We start from the raw sequence: 24,627 nt of genomic DNA, 5'->3' as shown, positions 1-24,627 counted from the left end.
CTTACAAGACCACCAAACCGGTGGCCAAAGGTTGTATAAATTTATATAAATCAAGAAGATAAATAAATTAGATTGGCAGGCCCGGCACGGATACCTTGCACTTGCGCAAGCCAAAGCCCAGGTTTATGTAACGAAAGAACAGGCCGTTTAACCTGCTCAGTATAGCGAATAATAGTGGGAGGTTTGAACTCGTGGGTCAGTAGCGCATTCAGCGTATTCAATAGTGCAAGCTGCTGAATTTGTGATGGTTCTACTTGTTCGGCTTCAGCTACTTCTTGTACCCGTGCGTAGGCTGCTTGAGGTGCCAATGCAAATGAAAGGTGACGAATAACCGTGCGCAGTGCATGCTGTTGCCAATAGTCTACGCTGAATGAAGGGCGACGATGCATATCATGCAGCAATGCCAAACTGTTAAAGTTTGTCGCACCGTAATTCTGACGGCTTTGGCTTGATGATGTGTTCGGTATTGCTGCTTGATCTGGAACGCCAGACAGGTTTGATGGCACGCCAAGACTCGCCGCGACCATCCCCAACAGGAGATGCGGCCAGAAATAACGTCTGCCAAATTGTCGCCAACGATTTAGAATACCGATCACGAGTTTAAAATCCGCCGGAGCCTTGTCAATGCGTGAAAGCCGCCCACAATTATTAGATGTCCTGTTCGATGATGCCATTGCAGCTGAAAACGGGCCGCTGCATAACGTACAACAACGCGCTACTGCACTGTTAAAACTTAACCGTGCGGTAAAAGGATTGCTCCCTTCACAATTGCAGCCGTGGTGCCGTGTTGCCAACTATCGACAGAGTGTTTTAGTGCTAGAGACCGCCAACGCCAGCTGGTTAATGCGCTTACGTTATGAACAACCCGCTTTACTCTCCGCACTACGAGCACAAATTCTACCATCATTGTCTTCAATCGACATCAGGATTAATCCGTCGTTAATGGCCAAAGGCCATAACATTACGCAAGATGCCGCAAAGTCATCGCAAAATCCTGAGAAATCGCCGCCATTACGTCATTTAAGTTTGGAAAGCGCTAAGGAATTAAGAGGATTAGCGAGCCGTAGCCCTGAGAAATTGAGGACAATATTGGAACGATTGGCTGCGTTGGCCGGAGAGAGTGCCAACGCAACCAAAAGTGATAATGATAAGTAGCTTTAGTAAGCTAATACCGTAGACGGAGCTTTGAACGCCAATGGCATTTCGGCTTCGTCTTGGAACGTCACAAATTCCCATGCTTCTTGCTTAGCTAAAACAGCCTGCAATAGCTTGTTATTTAATGCATGACCAGATTTGTACGCAGTAAATGCGCCAATTATATTATGGCCGCACATAAACAGGTCGCCGATGGCATCCAGCATTTTGTGACGAACAAATTCATCTTCGAAGCGCAAGCCATCTTCGTTCAGCACGCGGTAATCATCTACCACGATGGCACAATCGAAACTACCGCCCAGGCACAAACCACGGGACTGTAAATATTCGATATCGCGCATGAAACCAAAAGTACGCGCACGGCTGATTTGACGGACGAATGAATCGGCCGAGAAATCTAAACGGTAACGCTGCGTACTGGAGTCAATCGCCGGGTGATTAAAATCAATGGTAAAATCTAAACGGAATCCATTGAATGGAGACAATTCAGCCCATTTATCACCGTCTTCAACCCGCACAGTCTCTTTCAGACGCAGGAATTTCTTCGCAGAGTTTAACTCTTCGATACCCGCATCCAGCAGCAAGTACACGAATGGGCTGGCACTACCGTCCATAATCGGTACTTCGGGAGCGTTAACTTCAATAATAATGTTATCAATCCCTAACCCTGCCAGAGCAGCGTTGAGATGCTCAACAGTAGAAATACGCACGTCATGCTCATTGACCAGGCAAGTACAGAGCATGGTATCACGCACGGATTTTGCATCTGCCGGAAAATCGACCGGTGGATTCAAGTCAGTGCGACGATAGATGACCCCGGTGTTAGCCGGCGCGGGTCGCATTGTCAGTGTGACTTTCTTACCGGTGTGCAAACCGACGCCTGTCGCCTGAACAATACGTTTTAAAGTCCTTTGTTTGATCATCGTTTTATCTCGCAATGTTATCCATCCTACCGACCAAGCTTATAACAAGATCGGCGGGACAGTTTAGCACAAAGAGCGGAGATTCCAATTTTTTCGGAAATTAGTCGGCTTGCTTACGCAAAAACGCCGGAATATCCAAATAATCGGGCTCTTTATTGGTTTGAGCAGTTGGGTCATTGACCACTTTAGCCGCAGGCTTAACTTCCTGAGGTAAAGGTGACATGCCATGCTGCTGGTAACGGTGGTCCATAACAGGCTGAGTCTGCTTGTTGGTAACCAACGTAATTTCAGGGCGTTTATCCATGCCGATACCGGTTGCAACCACAGTTACGCGCAGTTCGTCGTTCATTTCTGGGTCTAACGAAGTACCGATAACCACGGTCGCATTGTCGGACGCAAATGCACGAATGGTGTTACCCACAGTTTCGAATTCATCCAAACGCAAATCGAAACCAGCAGTGATGTTGACCAACACGCCACGGGCGCCAGACAGGTCGATATCTTCCAGCAACGGGCTGGAAATCGCCATTTCTGCGGCTTCTTCCGCACGATCTTCACCGCAAGCCACACCGGAGCCCATCATGGCATAACCCATTTCAGACATCACAGTCCGCACGTCAGCAAAGTCGACGTTCATCAGACCTGGACGGGTAATCAGCTCGGCGATCCCCTGAACAGCGCCTTTTAATACGTCGTTAGCAGCACCGAATGCATCCAGTAAAGAGATGCCACGACCCAGAACTTTTAACAACTTGTCGTTCGGAATAGTGATCAGTGAGTCCACATGCTTGGACAATTCAGCAATACCCTGCTCAGCGAATGCCATGCGCTTCTTGCCTTCGAAATTGAAAGGCTTAGTAACCACGGCAACTGTCAGAATACCCAGTTCTTTTGCTACTTCAGCAACAACAGGAGCAGCACCAGTACCAGTACCACCGCCCATACCTGCTGCAATAAAGACCATGTCCGCGCCTTCAAGGGCTGCGCGCAGAGCTTCACGGTCTTCTTCAGCTGAATTGCGGCCCACTTCTGGGTTCGCGCCAGCACCCAAACCTTTGGTAATACCGCTACCAATCTGGATGGTTTGGCCAACAGCCGTCTTACGCAGCGCTTGAGCGTCTGTATTAACGGCGAAGAATTCAACACCTTCGATGCGCTCGCGCACCATGTGTTCGACGGCATTACCACCGCCACCACCGACGCCGATGACTTTAATCACCGCGTCATTGGTTAGTTCCATAGGTTCAAACATAGTTTCTCTCCGTTTTGTGCCTGTCGCTTCGAGATCAAAAAATATGTTCAGCATGATCTCTTTGTTGAAACATTAAAACTCTTTTCTCAGCCAGCTATTGATACGTTTAAACCAATTGCCCACTGAGGCACGTTTTTCTACTTCTGACTCACCACTGAGATGAGATTCTTTACCGTAATGCAATAACCCAACAGCAGTGGAGTAATAGGGTTCCTGTGCATAATCCGTCAGCCCGGTGATGTTGAGCGGCTGGCCGATTCGCACTTGGGCATGAAATACCCGTTGCGCGCATTCAGCCAGACCATCAATTTGTGCTGCTCCGCCCGTCAGCACGATACCGGCTGCCAGATGATGCTTCACGCCTTGCTGACGCAGTTGCTCCTGCAATTGTAAAATCTCGTCATTAACTAAATTCAGCAACTCGGTGTAGCGTGGTTCTATAACCTCTGCGAGCGTCTGTCTTTGCAGACTACGAGGAGGACGTCCGCCAACACTTGGCACTTCTACACTTTCGTCCTTGCTGACTATCGACCCGAGCGCACAGCCGTGCCGAACTTTAATCGCTTCCGCATCTGTTGGCGGTGTCCCGAAAGCGTACGCAATATCACTGGTGACCACGTTCCCGGCGTAAGGGATAACTTTGGTGTGGCGCAACGCCCCACCGGTATAAACCGCCATATCCATGGTGCCACCGCCGATGTCGACCACACAGACACCCAGCTCGCGCTCATCTTCGGTCAATACTGCATAACTTGCGGCTAAACCGGCGAAAATCAGTTGGTCCACTTTCAGACCACAACGTTCCACCGCTTTAACAATATTCTTCGCCATATCGTTATGGCAGGTAATCAGGTGCACTTTGGCCTGCATCCGCACGCCAGAAAGACCGACAGGATTTTTGATGCCTTCCTGATAATCGATGGCATATTCCTGCGGAATAACGTGCAGAATGCGATGTTCATCACGCACACGTACCGACTTCGCGGTATGCACTACGTTCTCTACATCTTCCTGAGTTACTTCCTCTTCTGAAATAGGAACCATCCCTATTTCATTCTGACAACTGATATGTTTACCCGATAATGCCAAATAAACAGATGAAATCTGGCAATCTGCCATTAACTCTGCCTGATCGATAGCGCGCTGTACGCATTTCACTACCGATTCAAGGTCGTTAACCCCACCCTTATCCATGCCACGGGATGGGCAACTGCCTACCCCAATAATATTGACCATGCCATCGGGCAGAACTTCCCCTACCAATGCGGAGACCTTTGCCGTTCCGATCTCAAGACCTACTACCAGTTTTCTGTCCGTCGACTTGATCATTGTTGTTTTGCCTGTGCCTGATTCTGTTGCGGATTACTGTTCTGCTGGCCATTTACCGGTGGCTCACCACCCTGACTGCCGATAAATACCGGAGCCCAACCTATTGCTGCCCCTGTCTCATATCGCAAATCAACATAACTGACCCGTTTATCTGGCTGCTGTTGCAACATCGGATATAACTCAATAAAACGTTGTAAACGCCCCATCCGGTTATCCCGTCCCAGCTCCAGCCGAACATCATTATCTAAGGCCAACTGCCAAGAATGCCTGGCGCTCATCGCCACCATTTTTAGCTGATACTTATTGGCCGCTAATACTTTATTTATTGCCCGGTAGCCTTCCAGAACATCCTGTTCACTGCCTTCCGGGCCATACAGCAATGGCAATGTCTGTTTGCCGACTCGCTCGGACGGCACACTGAATGACCGCCCCTGCTCATCAACCATATGCAAATCATTCCAACGGGCAAAAGGCACATACTCCACCAGATGGATTTTCAGCTCATCCGGCCATTGTTTGCGTACGCTGGCCTGCTGAATCCAGGGTAACCGTTCAATCTGCTGCTGGATGATGTTCACATCCTGCGTCATAAAGGTACCCGGTGCGCCCAATGATAAAATCGCCTGGCGAATATCATCATTGGTGGTGTAATGGCGCTCGCCCGTCACTACCAGCTTCGACAGGGGTAATCGGCTGGCATCTTTCATCCACCCCACCACGACCCAACCACCCCACAGTATTGTTCCCAAGACCATCAGCAGGAAAATCAGCCCCGCTAATTGGCCTCCGTTACTGCGCCGGGCTGCGCTGTTTTCAGCCGCGCGTTCACGCGCATTCAGAGCAGCTTGCGACATATCAGTCAGCCAACGTCAGAATTCGGGCCACCAACTGGGAAAAACTCAACCCATATTGGCGGGCTGCCATTGGCACTAAACTGTGGCTGGTCATCCCCGGTGAAGTATTCACTTCCAGCAGATAAAAACCGCCGTCGCTGTCTTGCATGACATCAACCCGGCCCCAACCGCTGCAACCTAGCGCCTGATAAGCCTGTAATGCTAATTCTGCTAATTGTTGCTCTAACTCAACACTTAAACCGCTTGGGCAGAAATACTGTGTTTCATCAGACAGATACTTGGCTTCATAATCATAAAACACACCGGGTGCTTGAATCCTGATGGACGGTAAAACATCCTCGCCAAGGATAGCGACCGTGAATTCCGGGCCGCTCAACCATTTTTCAATCAGCACATCGGTGTCATGACGGAAAGCTTCAACCAGAGCAGCATGCAATTCGCTAGCCCAGTCAACTTTACTCATGCCCACGCTAGAGCCTTCGTGACTTGGTTTAACGATTAAAGGCAGACCAAGCTTAGCGACACATGCCGCTAATTCCTCTGACGAAAGTGTTTCAAACTGTTGACGGTTCAGCGCCACATAAGGCGAAATTGGCAAACCTAAGGCTTGCCACACCAATTTGGTGCGCAATTTGTCCATGGTCAGGGCCGAAGCCATCACGCCGCTGCCGGTATAAGGCAGTTTCAGGAACTCCAACACACCTTGCAATGTACCGTCTTCGCCACCACGGCCATGCAGAGCAATAAAGACCTTATTAAAACCCTGTTCTTTCAATTGAGTGACCGGGAAGTCTCTGGTATCTACCCCATGGGCGTCGATACCGGCTTCTCTCAAACCGGCTAAAACCGCCTGGCCCGATAGCAATGAAACTTCACGTTCAGCAGAGGTTCCACCCAGCAGTACCGCAACTTTATCAGCCATGATGTTCCTCATCTTTTGTCTGTGGCTGCAATTTAAGCTCAGCCAATTTACGAGCAATTTTACCAATGTTACCAGCGCCTTGGACCAGAATCAGGTCATCGCCATTCAGCACTTGCGCTAATACTTCCGGGACAGTGTCACTGTCTGACACCAAAATCGGGTCCAGTTTGCCACGGTTGCGGATAGTACGGCATAACGAGCGGCTGTCAGCACCTGGGATCGGTGGTTCACCGGCGGCGTACACATCCAACATCAGTAAAACATCAACTTGCGACAGCACATTGGCAAAGTCGTCATACAAATCACGCGTTCGGGTATAACGGTGCGGTTGGAAAACCATCACAATACGTTTATCCGGCCAACCGGCACGCGCCGCTTTAACTGTGGCATCCACTTCTGTTGGGTGATGACCATAGTCATCCACCAGCATAACGCTGCCTTCTTTGCCGTTGACCGGTGCCAGCGGGAAGTTACCGAGGAAATCAAAACGGCGACCTGTCCCTTGGAACCCGACCAGCGCGCGCAGGATGTCATCGTCTTCGATGCCTTCTTCGGTTGCTACTGCAACCGCTGCAGCAGCGTTCAGTGCGTTATGACGACCCGGTGCATTCAGGGTCACCGTCATCAACGGTTTATCCTGACGTTTCAGTGTGAAGTGCCCTTGTGGGCCTTCTTGCCGATAACTGGCAATCTGCACATCGGCGTCATCGCTGAAACCATAAGTGGTAATATGGCGACCAACACGCGGCAATAACTCGCGCACCACGGGATCGTCGATACACATCACGGCACGGCCATAGAATGGCAAGTTGTGCAAAAAGTTAATAAAGGTCTGCTTTAAGTTCTCAAAGTCGCCCTGATAAGTATCCATATGGTCGGCTTCGATATTGGTAACAATGGCGACCATCGGCTGCAAATGCAGGAATGACGCATCACTCTCATCGGCTTCTGCAATCAAGTAACGGCTGGAGCCCAAACGCGCATGGGTGCCCGCCGCTTTAACCAAACCGCCATTGACAAATGTTGGGTCCAGACCCGCTTCGGCATAAATACTGGAAACCATCGCCGTCGTGGTGGTTTTACCGTGCGTACCAGCAACAGCAATCCCATGGCGATAACGCATCAGTTCAGCCAACATTTCTGCGCGGCGGATCACCGGAATACGCGCCTCGCGAGCTGCGACAATCTCGGGGTTATCCGCAGAAATTGCCGTTGAAACCACCACCACACTGGCATCCAGCACATTTTCTGGACGGTGATGGAAATAAATTTGTGCGCCCAATGAAGCCAAATGCTGAGTTACCGGGTTGGGAGCCAAATCTGAACCGCTAATCTGATAGCCTTCGTTTGCCAACACTTCAGCGATACCACCCATGCCAGCACCACCGATGCCAACAAAGTGAATGTGCCGGACGCGACGCATCTCGGGCACGATAGTTCGTAGTTTCGCTAATTGTTGTGTATTCACGTTTTTCTTCACTTTTTTGTCTGTTACATATTCGCAGCCCGCATAAATGCGAGCGATAACTATCTTTTTAGTCACTATCTTTTCAGTATCACTTACTGGCAGCGACCACTTCGGCGGCCACTCGCTCAGTGGCATCTGGGATAGCCACGGTTCTTGCCCGTTCGGCCATCGTCAATAAAGTTGCACGATCCCAATCAGCCAACAAGCCACTGACCACTTGCGCTGTAAATTGCGGTTGCTCGATAATTTTCGCCGCCCCCGCTTTCTCCAACGGCAATGCATTCCAATATTGCTGCCGGTCTTTATGCTGGAAAGGGACGAAAATCGCCGGTAACCCTGCCGCAGCCACTTCGCTGACCGTCAACGCGCCCGAACGGCAAACCACCACATCAGCCCAAGCATAGGCGGCGGCCATATCATCAATAAACTCAACAACTTGGTGCTTATCACCCTGCCCTGCTTGCTGGTAAGCTTGCAGGACATCGGGCAAAGCGCCTTTACCCACTTGGTGCCAAACAGTTATCTGCTCACCCAATGTCGCGGCAACCTGCGGCAAGGTTTGATTCAGTACCCGCGCACCTTGGCTGCCCCCGATGACTAACACCCGAATCGGCCCTTCACGGCCATGCAAACGCTCGGCCGGTAATGGCAGCGCCAATACATCGGTGCGCACCGGATTACCCACGACATCGGCATGAGGAAATGCCCCTGGAAATGCCTGTAAAACTTTTTTCGCGATTCTGGCCAACCAGCGGTTGGTCAACCCCGCAATGCCGTTTTGCTCATGTAATACCACCGGGATGCCACACAGCCATGCAGCTAAACCACCGGGGCCAGAAACATAACCGCCCATTCCCAGCACCACATCTGGCTGGTAATCACGCATGATTTTCTTCGCCTGACGCACCGCGCGATAAATACGCACCGGGGCGGTCAGTTGGGCCATCAGCCCCTTGCCACGTAAACCAGAAATCTCAATGAAATCAATCTCAATGCCGTTTTTGGGTACCAATGACGCTTCCATTCGATCTGCGGTGCCTAACCAACGCACCTGCCAGCCCTGCGCCATTAAATGATGTGCCACGGCCAAACCGGGGAAGACATGCCCCCCAGTGCCACCGGCCATCACCATTAAACGCTTGGTTTCCCTACTCATCGGGCACTCCTTACAAACGCTTGGGCTTTAGCCAAACGTGTTTCAAAATCAATGCGTAACAACAACACGATGGCCGTTGACATAATAATCAGGCTCGAACCACCGTAACTTATCAGGGGTAAAGTCAAACCTTTAGTAGGCAACATTCCAGCGGCAGCCCCAACATTAACCAGCGCCTGGAAGCTAAACCAAACGCCAATCGAGCAGGCCAAAAAGCCGGAAAATCGCTGATCTATCTCTAAAGCGCGACGCCCAATGGACATAGCACGAAAAGCGACGAAGAATACCATTAACAATGCAAGAACCACACCGAAATACCCGAGCTCCTCACCTAAAATCGCGAAAATAAAGTCAGTATGTGCTTCCGGTAAATATTCCAGTTTTTGCACTGAATTCCCCAGCCCTTGCCCCCAAAACTCACCGCGACCAAAAGCCATCAGTGATTGGGTCAGCTGGTAACCGCTGCCGAAAGGATCTTCCCATGGGTTCCAGAACGAAGTTACCCGGCGCATACGGTAAGGTTCCGCCACAATCAACAGGCAAACAGCAAAAATACCCGAGCCGATAATCGCCAGGAACTGCCACATTTTTGCGCCAGCCAGAAACAACATGGCCAGCGTGGTGATAAACAGCACCACCACGGTACCTAAATCGGGCTGCGCCAGCAGTAATACCGCCAGAATAACCATTACGCCCATTGGCTTACAGAAGCCCCAGAAGTTAGTGCGAACCTCTTCAACTTTACGCACCAGATAACTGGCGAGATAACAAAACAGCGACAGTTTGGATAATTCAGCTGGCTGAATGCGTAGCGGCCCCAGTGAAATCCAGCGTGATGCCCCGTTGACTGAGCTACCCACCACCAAAACCACCAACAGCAACACTATTGAAATCAATAACATAATATTACTGTAGCGCTGCCAAACCGCCATTGGGATGCGCAAAGTCACCAGCGATAAACCGAAGGCCAGCACAAGATACAGTGCATCGCGCTTAGCAAACAGGAAGGGGTCACTGGCCAAACGCTGACCAATCGGCATCGAAGCCGACGTCACCATCACAAAACCAATAATCGCCAAGCCAAATGTCAGCCACAGCAAGGTTCTGTCGTAAAGCACCATGCTGGTGGTATCGCTTTCGCGCGACCCCATCACAAAATGTTTTACGGTATTGAACAGCCCCAGCCCCGGCATACGCATCAGCCCAACTCCTCTGCCAGACGAGCAAATTCATCACCGCGTTGCTCGAAACTGCGGAATTGGTCCAAACTGGCGCAGGCGGGCGACAACAACACCATGTCTCGCGGTGCTAATGATTTCGCCAGCAGTGCCATAGCCTGCTCCATGGTCTCCGTCAGTTGAGAAACTTCCGGGCGCAGCTCAGCCAGTTGCTTACCATCGCGGCCAAAGCAATAAATCTTGATCTGGTCGCCCTGGAGGAAGCGAGTTAAACCAGAGAAATCCGCTGATTTCCCATCGCCACCTAATAACAGATGCAAAGTGCCATCCACTTGTAGGCCATCCAGTGCCGCTTCGGTGCTGCCCACATTGGTGGCTTTGGAATCATTAATCCAACGCACGCCATTGCGCTCAAGCACCAATTGGAAACGGTGTGGCAGACCGGTGAAGGTGGTCAACGCGGTCAAACTTGATGAGCGCGGAATACCGACAGCATCCGCCAGCGCCAGTGCGGCCAGCGCATTGGTGTAGTTATGTCGCCCGCTCAATTTCATTTCTCGGGTATTGAGCACTTTCTCACCGCGAACCCGCAGCCAGATTTCGCCCTGCTGCTTATTCAGATGGTAGTCACCGACATCCACCCCAAAGCTGATACAGCGGCTATCCGCACCACGCACTGGCATGGTGAGCGCGTCATCGGCATTCACAACACAAACTTTAGCGTTTTCATACACTCGCAGTTTAGCTGCGCGATATTGCTGCAAACCGAACGGATAACGGTCAGTGTGGTCTTCCGTGACATTCAATATAGTGGCAGCGCTAGCTCGCAGGCTGGCGGTAGTTTCTAACTGGAAGCTGGATAACTCCAACACCACCAATTGATTTTCTTGTTTTTGCGTGGTCAGCTGTTGCAATAATGTCAGCGCCGGAACACCAATATTACCGCCGACCCCAACCTGCCAACCGGCGGCTTTCGCCATTTCACCAACCAGCGTGGTCACAGTGCTTTTACCGTTAGATCCCGTAATAGCCACCACTGGTGCCTGATTTTCACGGCAGAACAGTTCGATATCACCGACAATTTCGACACCCGCATCTGCCGCTTCACTCAATGCAGGATGTGCCAGCGCAATACCGGGGCTGGCGACAATCAAATCAGCATCCAATAACCACTGTGGGTTCAAGTCACCCACATGGTGCTCGACACTTTCGGGTAATTTATCCAAACCCGGCGGATTGATACGGGTATCCATAACACGTGGCGTAACGCCGCGCGCCATAAAGAAATCAACGCAGGAAAGGCCGGTTAGCCCCAGCCCGATAATGACCACTTTTTTACCCTGATAATCAACCATAATTACCGCACCTTCAGCGTCGCCAGGCCAATCAGCACCAGCATCAGCGAAATAATCCAGAAGCGCACGATCACCCGTGGTTCCGGCCAGCCTTTAAGTTCGTAATGATGATGAATCGGGGCCATACGGAAAATCCGCTGCCCACGTAACTTAAAGGAACCGACTTGCAAGATGACCGACAGCGTTTCAACCACGAACACCCCGCCCATAATCACTAATAAGAACTCTTGGCGCAGCAATACCGCGATGGTGCCCAGCGCGCCGCCCAATGCCAGGGAGCCGACATCGCCCATAAACACTTGCGCCGGATAAGTGTTAAACCACAAAAAGCCCAGCCCGGCTCCGACAATCGCGGTGCAGACAATCACCAGCTCACCGGCATGGCGCAGATAAGGAATATGCAGATATGCAGCGAAATTCATGTTACCGGTCGCCCAGGCAACCAATGCAAAACCCGCGGCAACAAACACTGTTGGCATAATCGCCAAGCCATCCAACCCATCGGTCAGGTTGACTGCATTGCTGGTGCCGACAATCACGAAATAAGCTAGCAGGATGTACAACAGGCCAAGCTGTGGCATGACATCTTTAAAGAATGGCACCACCAACTCGGTGGCCGACGTATCTTTGCCGATGCTGTACATGGTGAAAGCCGCAGCCAGCGCAATGATTGACTGCCAGAAGTATTTCCATCGGGCAATCAAGCCCTTGGTGTTTTTGCGTACCACTTTGCGGTAATCATCAATAAAACCGACAATCCCATAACCAATAAGAATGAACAGCACACACCAGACATACGGGTTAGACGGATAAGCCCACATCAGCACCGAAATAGTGATGGAGAACAGGATCAACAGCCCGCCCATGGTGGGGGTGCCGCGCTTGCTGAAATGTGACTCTGGCCCGTCATTACGCACCACCTGACCAATTTGCAACTTCTGTAGATAGGCAATCAGGTGCGGCCCCATCCACAATGAGATAAATAATGCCGTCAACAGACTGACAATGGCGCGGAACGTCAAATAGGAAAAGACGTTAAAGCCCGAGTAAAATTTTACTAAGTATTCAGCCAGCCAAACTAACATGATGCTTTCTCCTGTAACGCACGCACGACATTTTCCATGGCGGCGCTACGTGAACCTTTAATTAAAACAGTGATAACCGGATGTTCGAGCAGCAATTCACTGACTCGGGCTGCCAATGTGTCCTTATTCTGAAAATGCTCGCCACACTCACTCGCGTCACTCAGCGCCTGGCTTAATACGCCCACACTCAGCACTTTATCGACACCCGCCTGTTTCGCGGCTTCGCCAACCTGACGGTGGCAATCGACAGCGGTTTCACCCAACTCGCCCATATCACCGACCACCATCACCCGGTAGCCCGGCATTTCAGCCAGCACTTGAGCAGCCGCGGTCATGGAGCCGACATTGGCGTTGTAGCTGTCATCCAATAGCAACTTACCCGCGGCAAGTTCTATGGGGAATAAGCGGCCCGGCACGGCCTGTAGCTGTGTCAGCCCTTCGTGAACGGCGGCTAAGTCCGCGCCAACCGACATGGCTAATGCCGCGGCGGCCAACGCATTGGCAATGTTATGCCGCCCCGGTAGCGGTAACTCGATAGCCACAGTACCGAGGGGAGAATGCAAAGTGAAATAGGTCGTTTTCGGTGTAATACGCACGTCACTGGCAAAAAAATCGATATCTTCTGCGCCATGAGGCGAAAAACGCCAGACCCGTTTGTTATGCAGAGTTTCCTGCCAGTGCGGCCAATCATTGCTGTCAGCATTGATAATTGCAGTGCCATTCGCAGGCAACCCAGCAAAAATCTCCCCTTTAGCTTGCGCCACACCCGCCAGAGAGCCGAAACCTTCCAAATGGGCGGCGGCTAAATTATTCACCAAAGCACTTTCTGGGCGGCTTAAATCGGCGGTGTAAGCAATTTCACCGATATGATTAGCGCCAAGCTCAATGACAGCAAAATCATACTCGGGGGTCAGACGCAGCAAGGTCAACGGCACGCCGATATCATTATTGAAGTTACCGGCGGTATACAGCACCTTACCGCATTGGCGTAAAATGGCCGCAACCATCTCTTTTACCGAGGTTTTACCCGATGACCCCGTTAACGCCACCACGCGGGCAGGAACGTGTTCACGAACCCAGGCAGCAAGCTGCCCCAAAGCCAGGCGAGTATCTTTAACCACTAATTGCGGCGCGCCCACCAGTAAGCGTTTACTTACCAGCAAAGCTCCGGCACCAGCGGTAACAGCATCTTCTGCAAAATCATGTCCATCAAAACGTTCGCCTTTCAGCGCCACAAACAGACACCCCGGCGTGACCTGACGGGTATCAATGGTCACTTCGGTTATCTCGACGTTTTCACCCTGTTTATCACTGACAATAAGTTCAGCGTTAAGCAGCGTGGACAGAAAATGCAGTGAGACCTTAATCATGCCACCACCCCCAACAAGCGCGCGACAGTGACACGGTCGGAGTAGTCCAGACGGCGATTGCCAACTAATTGATAATCTTCATGTCCTTTGCCAGCGATCAGCACTACATCATCGGCTTTAGCTTGCATAATGGCGCTGGTGACCGCTTCAGCACGGCCATGGATGGATTGCGCATGTCCGGCATCCAGCAAACCGCTGAGGATATCCGCGACAATCGCCTGCGGCTCTTCACTGCGCGGGTTATCATCAGTGACGACCACTCTATCCGCAAGCTGCTCCGCAATACCGCCCATAAGTGGGCGCTTACCTTTGTCACGATCGCCACCGCAGCCGAACACACACCACAGTTGGCCTTTACAATGCAAACGGGCTGCCGCCAGTGCTTTTTCCAATGCATCCGGCGTGTGGGCATAATCCACCACCACCGTCGGTTTGCCTGGCGCGTTAAATACTTCCATCCGCCCGCACACCGGTTGCAAATTAGGCGCTGCGGCTAATAATTCTGCTAACGGATAACCCAGTGAGAGCAGCGTTGACAGCGCCACCAGCAGGTTACTGACGTTAAATGCCCCCATCAGACGGCTTTCTAACTGGCCTACGCCCCAGCTTGAATCAAAAGCGATGCTCGCGCCGTTATCGTGATACTGAACCTGAGTGGCAGACAACCATGGGCCATTCCAGCCCGCAGGAACATTGTTTTCCATACTGACGGCGACAGCTTGCGGCAACTGCCCTAACCAGCGGCGACCGACTTCGTCATCAGCATTAATAATTTTGTGTTCGGATTGATGGGTGGAGAACAGCAGCCATTTGGCCGCTTCGTAACTCGCCATATTGCCGTGGTAATCCAGATGATCGCGGCTTAAGTTAGTGAACACTGCGGCAGCAAATGGCAATGCGGCTACGCGGTTTTGAATCAAACCGTGGGAAGAGACCTCCATCGCGGCGAAAGTCGCCCCTTGCTCCACCAGGTTGCGCAATAAATGCTGGATATCAACCGCTGAGCCGGTGGTATTTTCAGTGGGGATAACTTGCCCTAACAGGCCATTGCCAACCGTCCCCATCACCGCACTGGTTTCGCCCAACATCTGAGCCCATTGCGCCAACAATTGGGTGGTCGTGGTTTTGCCGTTGGTTCCGGTCACACCGACCAAACGTAATGCGGCACCCGGCTGATGGTAAAATTGCCCCGCCAGCTTAGATAAGTGCTGATTCAAATCACGCAGATAAATAACAGGAACGCCATGCATCTCGACCATACTGGCATCCGGTGCCACACCGTCGGCTTCCGCGACCACCGCCGCCACACCTTGGGCGATAGCTTGCGGGATATAGCGACGCCCGTCCGTCTGATGGCCGACAACGGCGACAAACAAATCCCCGGCAGCGGCAACTCGGCTGTCTAATGTCATTTCCCGTAGCGCACGCTCCGGGACGTCTAGCCCCCAAGGAGCGAGTAAGTCGCGCAAGTTACGATCTGCCACCTGAACCCTCTTTTGTATTAGTCACTAATTCGCTTTTATCACCAGTGGGTAATGCATCTGGCTCAATGTTCATGGTTCGCAAGACACCGCCCATGATGGCACCGAACACCGGTGCAGAAACCGCACCACCGTAATATTTCCCTGCCTGCGGGTCATTGATGACCACAACCAGAGCAAATCTAGGGTTACTCGCGGGCGCAACGCCAGCGGTGTAAGCGAGATATCGGTCCATATACTTACCATCTGGGCCGACTTTCTTGGCAGTACCGGTTTTAATCGCGATACGGTAGCCTTTAATGGCGGCTTTAGTGCCGCCGCCGCCAGGTAGTGCCACGCTTTCCATCATATGAACCACGGTACGCACCAGCGGTTCAGGGAAGATACGCTCACCCGCCACTGGCGGATCAACTTTGGTAATCGACAGTGGGCGATAAACCCCCATGCTGCCGATGGTTGCATAGACTCGCGCTAGTTGTAACGGCGTTACCATTAGCCCGTAGCCGAAAGAGAAGGTGGCCCTCTCTATGTCAGACCACCGTTGTTTTTTAGGATATAAGCCACTGCTTTCTCCGACCAACCCCAAATTGGTCGCTTTCCCAAACCCAAACTTTGAGTAAGTATCTACCAAAGCTGAGGATGGCATCGCTAACGCCAGTTTAGAAACACCGACGTTACTCGACTTCTGCAAGATCCCGGTCACGGATAGCTCTGCGTAACGGGCCACGTCTTTAATCTGGTGACCGTTAACAAAGTACGGCAAGGTGTTGAGCACGCTATTTTCTTTCACTACGCCGTGCTGCAATGCCGTCATGACTACCATTGGCTTAACTGTCGAGCCGGGTTCAAAAATATCGGTTATTGCCCGGTTACGCATGGCATCTTTCGGCGTACCGGTCAGGTTATTTGGGTTGTAGGATGGGCTGTTCGCCATCGCCAACACTTCGCCGGTGTTGACATCCACCAGCACTGCGGTACCAGACTCTGCTTTGTTGAATGCCACTGCATTATTCAGCTCGCGGTAGACCAGCGCCTGCAAGCGCTCATCAACACTCAACACCAGATTGTGCGCCGCCTGGCTATCCACAGAGGAAATATCCTCAATGACCCGGCCATAGCGGTCTTTACGGACGGTACGCTCGCCAGGCTGCCCGGTGAGCCACCGGTCAAAACTTTTCTCTACGCCTTCAATACCTTGGCTATCAATGTTAGTCACACCGATGATATGCGCCATCACCTGGCCTGCTGGATAGTAACGGCGCGATTCTTGACGCAAATAGATACCGGGTAATTTCAGCTTATGGATGTAGTCGCCAATCGCCGGATTAACCTGACGAGCCAGATAAACAAAGCGCCCTTTCGGGTTAGCATTAATGCGGGTCGCCAGTTGGTCTAGTGGGATTTCCAGCGCATCAGACAACGCTTTCCAGCGCGTATCTAGCGTAATGCCACCGCGCTCGGTTAACTCTTTCGGATCCGCCCAAACCGCGTTAACCGGGACACTAACGGCCAATGGGCGGCCAGAGCGGTCACTTATCATCCCTCGGGCGGTTGGAACTTCCTGTACCCGCAATGAGCGCATGTCGCCCTCGCGCACCAACTTATCGGGGTTAATGACTTGCAGATAAGCGGTACGCAACATCAGGCCGACTAATGCCAGCAAAATACAGCCGCACAACAACGCAAAACGCCAGCTTATAAAGCTGGCTTGTTCTTCCTGGCGCTTTAACTTCCCGGGGCGCGCTGCTTTCATGCGTTACCTTGGCTACTCAGAGTCATGGTGGCGACAAATTCCTTTATTTATTGGAAAAAACCATTACTGAACCACAATGTTTTCTTGTGATGGATCAACGTGTTGCATTTTAAGCTTGTCAATCGCAATACTTTCAACTCGGCTGTGATCACCCAATGCATTCTCTTCCAGAATCAGGTTACGCCACTCAATATCCAGCGCATCCCGCTCCAGCACCAGTTGCTCGCGCTCAGCAGTGAGCAAGCGCGTACGGTGGGCGGTGGTCACAACCAAAACAGCAGACACTAACACCGCGATCAGTAAAATTAATGGAATCTTCGCATTGCGGATTAAATCACCGCCGATGACCCCAACTAAACCGTGGCGTTCGTTGCCTATCACTCTTTAATCCTCTCGGCAAAACGTAATACCGAGCTGCGCGCCCGTGGGTTTTCAGCCACTTCGGCATCCGGAGGCATCATTTTGCCAGCGGATTTCAAGGTGCGCCCACCCATGCTGCGCAACTGTGCTTCCGTCAATGGCAGTCCCGCCGGCACTTGTGGCCCACGGCTGTGATGACGGATAAAGTTTTTCACAATACGGTCTTCCAGAGAATGGAAGCTAATGACGGACAAGCGGCCTTCAGGTGCTAGCACTTCAAGCGCCCCATCCAATGCGCGCTCTATCTCTTCCAATTCACTGTTGATATAGATACGGATAGCTTGGAAGCTGCGGGTTGCTGGATGCTTATGCTTTTCGCGGAATGGGCTGGCATTAGCGATCAAATCAGCCAGCTCTTTGGTGCGAGTCATTGGCTGCGTGAGGTTACGCTCAACAATGGCCTTGGCTAAGCGCTTGGCAAAACGCTCTTCACCAAAGGTTTTCAACACCCAAGCAATATCGTCAGCACCGGCTTTCATCAACCAGTCAGCCGCTGATAACCCACGAGTTGGGTCCATCCGCATGTCTAACGGCCCGTCACGCATGAAAGAGAAACCGCGCTCTGGATCATCTAATTGGGGGGAAGAAACGCCCAAGTCCAGCAATACACCGTCGATACGGCCGACTAAATCCAATTCCCGCACATAATGGGCCAAATCAGAAAACGGGCCGTGCACGATAGAAAAACGGGGGTCGGTAATCGATTTTGCCGCTTCAATAGCTTGTGGGTCACGATCAATTGCTATCAGACGCCCTTCTGGCCCAAGTTGGGACAAAATCAGGCGCGAGTGGCCACCACGGCCAAAAGTTCCGTCAATATAGATGCCGTTATCACGGATGTTCAGGCCATTCACCGCCTCATCCAGTAATACGCTTGTATGCTTGTAGTTGTTATCTACAGTTTTGTTGTTATCTACCATGCTTATAGCGATAAGTCCTGTAGCCGCTCAGAAAGAGGTTCCTGAGTCGACTGTTCTGCGTCGATGTCATCCTTGACTTGTTGATACCAGGTCTGTTCATCCCACAGTTCAAACTTATTGAACTGCCCAACCAGCATCACTTCTTTATTCAGCCCGGCGTGCTGACGCAATGTTCCTGCAATCAGTAACCGCCCAGCTCCGTCCATCTGACATTCACTGGCATGCCCTAACAGCAAACGCTGAACTCGACGTTCAGCTGGGTTCATGCTCGACAGACGAGATAATTTTTGTTCAATGACTTCCCATGCGGGGAGTGTATAAAGCAACAGACATGGTTGGTGAAGGTCTATGGTACAGACCATCTGGCCCTGCGATTCCTCATTCAGCAAATCCCGGTAACGGGTAGGTACGGCAAGCCGCCCTTTGCTGTCGAGGTTAACCATCGTTGCCCCACGAAACATGACTGAGTTACCCCCTCATGACCTAATTCGCCACTTTATCCCACAAATCCCCACATTAAAGAGTTTACGGATGGTATGAAAACCTTGTCAAGCCAGAGAGGATGGGCTTTGACAATATTTATGGGTCATTTTTGAGATATATCTCGTATAAGGGGCTATTTTCGGGGTTGAAATAGAAATTAACGTCATGATAAACGGGCTATTTTTCCAACAGTAATTCTAGCAACTTAAATAAATAATAAATTGTCAATTAATTGACGCATTATTTCCTTCTGCAAGGAATGTCTCATTTTTAGTATAAAAATTGTGCGGTTTGATATTATACAGTTTGAGCACAAAACCCGCGGCCACTGGTGTTTCCTGAGAAAAAGCAGGGAAGTTAGCAGCAAAACCGACGGCAATACAATAATATCCTTGATAACAACAAGTGTTAACTGGCAGACATTTTACTTCAATTAACCGATGGGGATTAATCTATTTTGAAATAAATTATTAGTGCCTATTTTTAGGTATTGATGAAATATGAATATCTTCAGACAGATAAATCTTAAATTAGGAAAAGACTGTAAATAAATTTTCTTTCTTCCGATTACTTTAAATTTGCCTCTTGCTGCATAGCGTTTCCCTCCCAGTCAATGAAATAGCTAACCTTATGTTTTTCAACAAAAAACGAGTATCCCGCCATTTAAAAGACCACTAAAAGCCCAATTTTCCACAGTACAAAGTATAAAAACCAGCCAAATGTTAAAAATAAAAATTTTAAGCTGGTTATATTACCAGTAATAGCACTGTAAACTACACAAAAAGCAATATAGCAACATAATCACCTGCATTTTACATGATGAGCAATATATAAAATCTGCTATTAATTTCAATGTTTGCCATTCTGGCAGATTTTTCCCCCAATTAGGGAGTTAATGACAATGTTTTCTACTGAGTCCCGTCTGCGTAGTGCAGCAGCCGATACTTTTGCACTCGTGGTGTATTGTTTTGTCATCGGCATGATAATTGAAATCGTGATCTCGGGAATGACTTTCCAGCAGTCACTCTCTTCGCGGCTGGTTTCGATTCCAGTCAACATCCTTATTGCCTGGCCCTACGGCGTGTATCGGGATGCTTTCATCCGTTTTGCGCGTAGTCATGCGGGAGAGCATTTTTGGGCGAAAAGTCTGGCCGACTTACTGGCCTATGTCAGCTTCCAATCACCGGTTTATGCCATAATTTTATGGTCGGTCGGAGCTGATTTAGAGCAAATCACCACAGCGGTTGCGAGTAACGCCTTGGTTTCAATGGCAATGGGCGTGGCTTATGGTTACTTTTTGGAGTATTGCCGCAGGTTATTCCGTGTCGCGGGCTATGTCTGATAACCCCGTCATCTTTCAAGCTACAGGTGTGTTGGTCGCGCTTGCGCCCAGAATCACTCGACTTCAGTAAGCTCATCGGAATTTTCTTGCTTACCGCTTTTCTGCATCTTGAAATCTATTGGGTATAAAGTGGGATGAATAACACAAGCAAACAATAATCAGGGCCTAGGATGGCCCTGATTGGCTAAAATGTAGACTATTTGCGGCTTAAACTGCCGCGGCGGAACAGATTGCGGCGAATGCGGGTTAAGCCCGGTTTTGGTTTATGAGGTTCATCTAAGCTAGCTAATACTAACTCCAGCACGCGCTCAGCAACATCACGGTGGCGCTGTGCCACCGCCAATACTGGGCACTCGAGGAAATCCAATAGCTCATTATCACCAAAAGTAGCAATCGCCAGATTAGCAGGCAGACGGCCACTTTGTTTTAACGTGACATCCATAACGCCCTGTAACAGCTGGAATGAGGTGGTAAACAATGCCTGTGGCATTGGATGGGTCTTCAACCATTCAGCGAACAGCACACCCGCGGCGTCGCGCTCGTAGCTATTGGCATACAAGAAATCGACCTTCCGCGGATCATCTTTCCACGCCTCACGGAACCCCATCTCCCGCAGGAAGCTGACTGACAGTTCTGGCAGTGCGCCCAGATACAAGACGGACTCCGCCGGGAAAGAACGCAGCTCTTGCGCCAACATCTGTGCATCTTCTTGATCCGCACCGACGACACTGATGAAATGCTCCCGATCAAGTGCGCGATCCAGCGCAATTATCGGTAATGGATCATTTGCCCAGCGCTGATAAAACGGGTGCTCCGGCGGCAAGGCGGTCGAAACAATGATGGCGTCAACCTGGCGCTGTAACAAGTGCTCAATACAGCGCATTTCATTATCTGGTTGATCTTCAGAACAGGCGATCAGTAGTTGATAACCCCGCTGGCGAGCCTGTCGCTCCAAATAATTGGCGATACGGGTGTAGCTGGTATTCTCCAGATCCGGGATAACCAAGCCGATCGAACGGGTTCTGCCCGCGCGCAACCCTGCCGCGACAGCATTTGGGTGATAGTTATGTTCCCTGACAACCGCCATAACTTTGTCTACTGTTTTATCGCTGACCCGATACTGTTTCGCTTTGCCATTAATGACATAACTGGCCGTAGTGCGCGAAACACCCGCAAGGCGCGCGATTTCATCCAGTTTCACATTGACCCCTTATTACCCTGTAAAGTGATGTTGTAGGTTAGACTAAGATATCTGTACGCTAAATAATTCGAGTAGCAGGAAGGCGGCAAGCGAGAAAATCCCGATGAGCTTACACGAGTAAGTGATTCGGGTGATTGAGTGCAGCCAACGCACATGCAACTTGAAGTATGACGGGTATATAGACATAGTTTAACCATGGATATGATCTAACCGCAGAACTCACTATTGAGCAACCGCTTTCACTGCTATATAACGCTATCCAGGTTAAAAAATAAGAAAAAAAAAGCTCAACATACCTGCTGAGCCTAACAATTGGAGATTAGTCAGTATTAATCACCATGATTAACGCATTATCTTGTCGCCACGGGAGACACCGACAATACCGGAGCGAGCAACCTCAACAATTTCGGCCACTTCCCGCACGGCATTCAAAAATGCATCCAGTTTGTCGCTGGTACCGGCAAGCTGCACGGTATAAAGCGTGGCGGTAACATCCACAATCTGCCCACGGAAGATTTCAGCGCAGCGCTTTACTTCTTCACGCCCGTAGCCGTTGGCCTGCAATTTCACCAGCATGATTTCGCGCTCAACATGTGACCCCGAAACCAGCTCGCTAACCCGCAAGACATCCACCAGCTTATGTAGCTGTTTTTCAATTTGTTCCAGAACTTTAGCATCACCCACAGTTTGGATGGTCATTCTGGACAGTGTCGGGTCATCGGTCGGCGCAACCGTCAAACTTTCAATGTTATAACCGCGCTGAGAAAACAGGCCGACCACTCTTGATAGGGCACCTGATTCGTTTTCCAGCAGAACTGATAAAATCCGGCGGCGCATAATTATGTCCTCTCCGTTTTACTAAGCCACATTTCGTCCATGCCACCACCGCGAATCTGCATTGGGTAAACATGCTCTGTTTCATCGACAGTCACATCCACAAATACCAGACGTTCAGTCTTGGATAATTGTGTCAAAGCATCGGCCAGTTTGCTTTCCAACTCATCCGGTGTCCGAATGGAAACACCAATATGACCATAAGCTTCCGCCAATTTGACGAAATCAGGCAGAGAATCCATGTAAGACTGTGAATGTCGGCCAGAATAAATCATATCCTGCCATTGTTTCACCATGCCGAGATAGCGGTTATTCAGGTTCAAAACCAACACTGGCAAGTTGTATTGCAGCGCAGTAGATAATTCCTGAATATTCATTTGGATACTGCCATCACCGGTAACACACACCACGGTTTCATTAGGTAAAGCCAGTTTCACCCCAAGGGCTGCGGGCAGACCAAAGCCCATGGTGCCCAAACCGCCGGAGTTGATCCAATGGCGTGGTTTATCAAAAGGATAGTAAAGTGCAGCGAACATTTGATGTTGGCCGACATCTGACGTGACATAAGCGTCACCCTTGGTCAGGCGATGCAGTGCTTCAATCACCGCCTGCGGTTTAATTTTGCCACTCTTTTTATCGTAGCCAAGACAATCACGGGCACGCCATTGTTCAATGGATTGCCACCAATCACGCAAACTATCGAAATCTTGTGCGCAATCAATCTGCGGCAATAAGTCCAGCATTTGCGTCAAAACTTGTTTGGCATCGCCGACAATCGGGATATCAGCTTCCACAGTTTTTGATATAGATGTTGGGTCGATATCAATGTGTACCACAGTCGCATTCGGGCAATATTTCGCCAGATTATTGGTGGTGCGGTCATCAAAGCGCACGCCCACAGCAAAAATCAGATCAGTATTGTGCATGGCCATATTGGCCTCAAACGTCCCATGCATCCCCAACATGCCGACACTTTGGCGATGAGTCCCAGGGAAGCTCCCCAGCCCCATCAGAGAACTGGTGACCGGTAAATTCAGCTTCTCAGCGAATGTCAGTAGCTCTTGGTGGCAAGCCGAGTTAATCGCCCCGCCCCCGACATACATAATCGGCCTTTTAGCCGCCAGAATAGTTTGCAGCGCGCGTTTAATCTGCCCGCGATGACCTTGCACCGTCGGATTATAAGAGCGCAAGCTGACCTGCTCTGGATAGGCATAAGGCATTTTGACTGCTGGGCCAACAATATCCTTTGGCAGATCAATGACTACCGGCCCAGGGCGGCCTGTCGACGCCAGATAAAATGCTTTTTTCAATACAGTTGGAATATCTTCGGTGCGCTTGACCAGGAAGCTGTGTTTGACCACCGGGCGGGAGATCCCAACCATGTCACACTCCTGGAAAGCATCATAGCCAATCAGTGAGCTAGGTACCTGACCAGAAAGCACCACCATCGGCACTGAATCCATATACGCCGTCGCAATACCGGTAATCGCATTGGTTGCACCGGGGCCGGACGTCACCAGCACCACACCAACCTCGCCCGTAGCTCGTGCATAACCATCGGCCATGTGAACTGCACCTTGTTCGTGGCGCACCAGCACGTGATCGATGCCTCCGACCGTGTGCAGGGCATCGTAGATATCAAGTACGGCCCCGCCGGGATAACCGAATACATGCTTAACGCCCTGATCGATTAACGATCGGACAACCATCTCGGCTCCTGACAACATCTCCATGGGTTTTGCCTCCAGGCTTAGTTTGCTCATTGGATAACGGGAAATCATTTCCACGAAACCCGGTAGGAGAGGCACAACGCCCCGTATTCCTATTCTTTGCTTGTTATTCTTTGCTTATAAGTATTGGGATATTTATTAACGTAACTAACTCATTAACATAACGTCAGAATTTCTGGCAGGCAAACAACAATTCTCTCAACTAAAGTCAATTCTGTCGGCCACACCCTGTATTTGACTTCATTCTGAAAATAAAACACTGCATGATGATAGGAATTCTTGTTTTTAACGTCGCATTAACACCAAATTATAGAACTAAATCAGGCTGATAATTTTTATCCATGGCTACAGCAAAATAATCGCTGTTACGCATGTAGGGAGGGGAAGAGAAACGGCTGGTTAGAAAAACAGCAAAA

At 50.4% G+C, this 24,627-nt stretch carries 22 protein-coding genes; 2 read left to right on the top strand and 20 right to left on the bottom strand.

Annotated features, from left to right (window positions below):
- Positions 1–50: 50 nt before the first annotated feature.
- Positions 51–596 (bottom strand): secA translation cis-regulator SecM, encoded by a 546-nt coding sequence (gene secM, locus DXZ79_RS03865; RefSeq protein ID WP_120011119.1) that lies wholly within the window; start codon positions 594–596, stop codon positions 51–53.
- A gap of 28 nt (positions 597–624) precedes the next feature.
- On the opposite strand from secM, the gene DXZ79_RS03860 reads away from it, so the two are divergent.
- Positions 625–1,155 carry a DUF721 domain-containing protein gene (locus tag DXZ79_RS03860; RefSeq protein WP_038636277.1) on the top strand — a complete coding sequence of 177 codons (531 nt, stop codon included), beginning with the start codon at positions 625–627 and terminating at the stop codon, positions 1,153–1,155.
- Positions 1,156–1,157: 2 nt separating this feature from the next.
- On the opposite strand, the gene lpxC is transcribed toward DXZ79_RS03860, so the two are convergent.
- The 16 genes from lpxC to mraZ all read right to left on the bottom strand — a co-directional run bounded on the left by lpxC (position 1,158) and on the right by mraZ (position 19,082).
- Complete coding sequence (gene lpxC, locus DXZ79_RS03855; RefSeq protein WP_004389005.1) at positions 1,158–2,078, bottom strand: UDP-3-O-acyl-N-acetylglucosamine deacetylase; 921 nt, start codon at positions 2,076–2,078, stop codon at positions 1,158–1,160.
- Positions 2,079–2,178: 100 nt separating this feature from the next.
- Positions 2,179–3,330, bottom strand: a complete 1,152-nt coding sequence (gene ftsZ, locus DXZ79_RS03850) for a cell division protein FtsZ (protein ID WP_004389003.1) — start codon at positions 3,328–3,330, stop codon at positions 2,179–2,181.
- Positions 3,331–3,402: 72 nt separating this feature from the next.
- A complete protein-coding gene (gene ftsA, locus DXZ79_RS03845; RefSeq protein ID WP_002210431.1) occupies positions 3,403–4,659 on the bottom strand; it encodes a cell division protein FtsA in 1,257 nt (418 codons plus the stop codon).
- Positions 4,656–5,513, bottom strand: coding sequence for a cell division protein FtsQ (gene ftsQ, locus DXZ79_RS03840; protein WP_038636280.1), 858 nt, complete (start codon positions 5,511–5,513; stop codon positions 4,656–4,658). The genes ftsA and ftsQ overlap by 4 nt, the downstream gene beginning before the upstream one ends.
- A 1-nt stretch (position 5,514) precedes the next feature.
- Positions 5,515–6,435, bottom strand: coding sequence for a D-alanine--D-alanine ligase (locus DXZ79_RS03835; protein WP_038636282.1), 921 nt, complete (start codon positions 6,433–6,435; stop codon positions 5,515–5,517).
- Positions 6,428–7,903, bottom strand: a complete 1,476-nt coding sequence (murC, locus tag DXZ79_RS03830) for a UDP-N-acetylmuramate--L-alanine ligase (RefSeq protein WP_038639821.1) — start codon at positions 7,901–7,903, stop codon at positions 6,428–6,430. Before murC ends, DXZ79_RS03835 begins: the two co-directional genes overlap by 8 nt.
- An 88-nt stretch (positions 7,904–7,991) precedes the next feature.
- A complete protein-coding gene (murG, locus tag DXZ79_RS03825; protein ID WP_050291601.1) occupies positions 7,992–9,059 on the bottom strand; it encodes an undecaprenyldiphospho-muramoylpentapeptide beta-N-acetylglucosaminyltransferase in 1,068 nt (355 codons plus the stop codon).
- A complete protein-coding gene (gene ftsW / locus DXZ79_RS03820; RefSeq protein ID WP_038636288.1) occupies positions 9,056–10,258 on the bottom strand; it encodes a cell division protein FtsW in 1,203 nt (400 codons plus the stop codon). The genes murG and ftsW overlap by 4 nt, the downstream gene beginning before the upstream one ends.
- Complete coding sequence (murD, locus tag DXZ79_RS03815; protein WP_038636291.1) at positions 10,258–11,592, bottom strand: UDP-N-acetylmuramoyl-L-alanine--D-glutamate ligase; 1,335 nt, start codon at positions 11,590–11,592, stop codon at positions 10,258–10,260. The genes ftsW and murD overlap by 1 nt, the downstream gene beginning before the upstream one ends.
- A 2-nt stretch (positions 11,593–11,594) precedes the next feature.
- Positions 11,595–12,677 carry a phospho-N-acetylmuramoyl-pentapeptide-transferase gene (gene mraY, locus DXZ79_RS03810; protein WP_050291600.1) on the bottom strand — a complete coding sequence of 361 codons (1,083 nt, stop codon included), beginning with the start codon at positions 12,675–12,677 and terminating at the stop codon, positions 11,595–11,597.
- Positions 12,671–14,047, bottom strand: a complete 1,377-nt coding sequence (gene murF, locus DXZ79_RS03805) for a UDP-N-acetylmuramoyl-tripeptide--D-alanyl-D-alanine ligase (RefSeq protein WP_038636297.1) — start codon at positions 14,045–14,047, stop codon at positions 12,671–12,673. Before murF ends, mraY begins: the two co-directional genes overlap by 7 nt.
- Entirely contained in the window at positions 14,044–15,531 is a 1,488-nt protein-coding gene (gene murE, locus DXZ79_RS03800) for a UDP-N-acetylmuramoyl-L-alanyl-D-glutamate--2,6-diaminopimelate ligase (RefSeq protein ID WP_038636300.1), read from the bottom strand. The genes murF and murE overlap by 4 nt, the downstream gene beginning before the upstream one ends.
- Complete coding sequence (locus tag DXZ79_RS03795) at positions 15,518–17,281, bottom strand: peptidoglycan glycosyltransferase FtsI (protein ID WP_038636303.1); 1,764 nt, start codon at positions 17,279–17,281, stop codon at positions 15,518–15,520. Before DXZ79_RS03795 ends, murE begins: the two co-directional genes overlap by 14 nt.
- 63 nt (positions 17,282–17,344) lie before the next feature.
- Positions 17,345–17,662 (bottom strand): cell division protein FtsL, encoded by a 318-nt coding sequence (gene ftsL, locus DXZ79_RS03790; RefSeq protein ID WP_032819138.1) that lies wholly within the window; start codon positions 17,660–17,662, stop codon positions 17,345–17,347.
- Positions 17,659–18,621, bottom strand: a complete 963-nt coding sequence (rsmH, locus tag DXZ79_RS03785; protein WP_038636306.1) for a 16S rRNA (cytosine(1402)-N(4))-methyltransferase RsmH — start codon at positions 18,619–18,621, stop codon at positions 17,659–17,661. The genes ftsL and rsmH overlap by 4 nt, the downstream gene beginning before the upstream one ends.
- 2 nt (positions 18,622–18,623) lie before the next feature.
- A complete protein-coding gene (gene mraZ / locus DXZ79_RS03780; RefSeq protein ID WP_005167064.1) occupies positions 18,624–19,082 on the bottom strand; it encodes a division/cell wall cluster transcriptional repressor MraZ in 459 nt (152 codons plus the stop codon).
- 923 nt (positions 19,083–20,005) lie between these two features.
- On the opposite strand from mraZ, the gene DXZ79_RS03775 reads away from it, so the two are divergent.
- The gene (locus tag DXZ79_RS03775; protein ID WP_038636313.1) at positions 20,006–20,446 is read left to right on the top strand and encodes an L-alanine exporter AlaE; all 441 of its coding nucleotides are present in this window, start codon (positions 20,006–20,008) and stop codon (positions 20,444–20,446) included.
- 196 nt (positions 20,447–20,642) lie between these two features.
- Here the strand turns inward: DXZ79_RS03775 and cra are convergent, their stop codons facing one another.
- The 3 genes from cra to ilvI form a co-directional block, all read right to left on the bottom strand.
- Entirely contained in the window at positions 20,643–21,647 is a 1,005-nt protein-coding gene (cra, locus tag DXZ79_RS03770) for a catabolite repressor/activator (protein ID WP_004388987.1), read from the bottom strand.
- Positions 21,648–21,989: 342 nt separating this feature from the next.
- A complete protein-coding gene (ilvN, locus tag DXZ79_RS03760) occupies positions 21,990–22,484 on the bottom strand; it encodes an acetolactate synthase small subunit (protein ID WP_038636316.1) in 495 nt (164 codons plus the stop codon).
- A gap of 2 nt (positions 22,485–22,486) precedes the next feature.
- Entirely contained in the window at positions 22,487–24,214 is a 1,728-nt protein-coding gene (gene ilvI / locus DXZ79_RS03755; protein ID WP_038636319.1) for an acetolactate synthase 3 large subunit, read from the bottom strand.
- Between the last annotated feature and the right edge of the window lie 413 nt (positions 24,215–24,627).

The organism is Yersinia rochesterensis (assembly GCF_003600645.1).
GTDB classification, from domain to species: domain Bacteria; phylum Pseudomonadota; class Gammaproteobacteria; order Enterobacterales; family Enterobacteriaceae; genus Yersinia; species Yersinia rochesterensis.
The sequence above is the reverse complement of the archived record's forward strand: the minus strand, read 5'-3'. Positions and strand labels throughout refer to the sequence as shown.

What these genes read in the sequence shown, in the direction of transcription:
- DXZ79_RS03860 (WP_038636277.1), top strand. Translation starts at nt 625, where the DNA reads ATGCGTGAAAGCCGCCCACAATTATTAGATGTCCTGTTCGATGATGCC.
- lpxC (WP_004389005.1), bottom strand. Translation starts at nt 2,078, where the DNA reads ATGATCAAACAAAGGACTTTAAAACGTATTGTTCAGGCGACAGGCGTC.
- ftsZ (WP_004389003.1), bottom strand. Translation starts at nt 3,330, where the DNA reads ATGTTTGAACCTATGGAACTAACCAATGACGCGGTGATTAAAGTCATC.
- ftsA (WP_002210431.1), bottom strand. Translation starts at nt 4,659, where the DNA reads ATGATCAAGTCGACGGACAGAAAACTGGTAGTAGGTCTTGAGATCGGA.
- ftsQ (WP_038636280.1), bottom strand. Translation starts at nt 5,513, where the DNA reads ATGTCGCAAGCTGCTCTGAATGCGCGTGAACGCGCGGCTGAAAACAGC.
- DXZ79_RS03835 (WP_038636282.1), bottom strand. Translation starts at nt 6,435, where the DNA reads ATGGCTGATAAAGTTGCGGTACTGCTGGGTGGAACCTCTGCTGAACGT.
- murG (WP_050291601.1), bottom strand. Translation starts at nt 9,059, where the DNA reads ATGAGTAGGGAAACCAAGCGTTTAATGGTGATGGCCGGTGGCACTGGG.
- ftsW (WP_038636288.1), bottom strand. Translation starts at nt 10,258, where the DNA reads ATGCGTATGCCGGGGCTGGGGCTGTTCAATACCGTAAAACATTTTGTG.
- murD (WP_038636291.1), bottom strand. Translation starts at nt 11,592, where the DNA reads ATGGTTGATTATCAGGGTAAAAAAGTGGTCATTATCGGGCTGGGGCTA.
- mraY (WP_050291600.1), bottom strand. Translation starts at nt 12,677, where the DNA reads ATGTTAGTTTGGCTGGCTGAATACTTAGTAAAATTTTACTCGGGCTTT.
- murF (WP_038636297.1), bottom strand. Translation starts at nt 14,047, where the DNA reads ATGATTAAGGTCTCACTGCATTTTCTGTCCACGCTGCTTAACGCTGAA.
- DXZ79_RS03795 (WP_038636303.1), bottom strand. Translation starts at nt 17,281, where the DNA reads ATGAAAGCAGCGCGCCCCGGGAAGTTAAAGCGCCAGGAAGAACAAGCC.
- rsmH (WP_038636306.1), bottom strand. Translation starts at nt 18,621, where the DNA reads ATGGTAGATAACAACAAAACTGTAGATAACAACTACAAGCATACAAGC.
- mraZ (WP_005167064.1), bottom strand. Translation starts at nt 19,082, where the DNA reads ATGTTTCGTGGGGCAACGATGGTTAACCTCGACAGCAAAGGGCGGCTT.
- DXZ79_RS03775 (WP_038636313.1), top strand. Translation starts at nt 20,006, where the DNA reads ATGTTTTCTACTGAGTCCCGTCTGCGTAGTGCAGCAGCCGATACTTTT.
- ilvN (WP_038636316.1), bottom strand. Translation starts at nt 22,484, where the DNA reads ATGCGCCGCCGGATTTTATCAGTTCTGCTGGAAAACGAATCAGGTGCC.
- ilvI (WP_038636319.1), bottom strand. Translation starts at nt 24,214, where the DNA reads ATGGAGATGTTGTCAGGAGCCGAGATGGTTGTCCGATCGTTAATCGAT.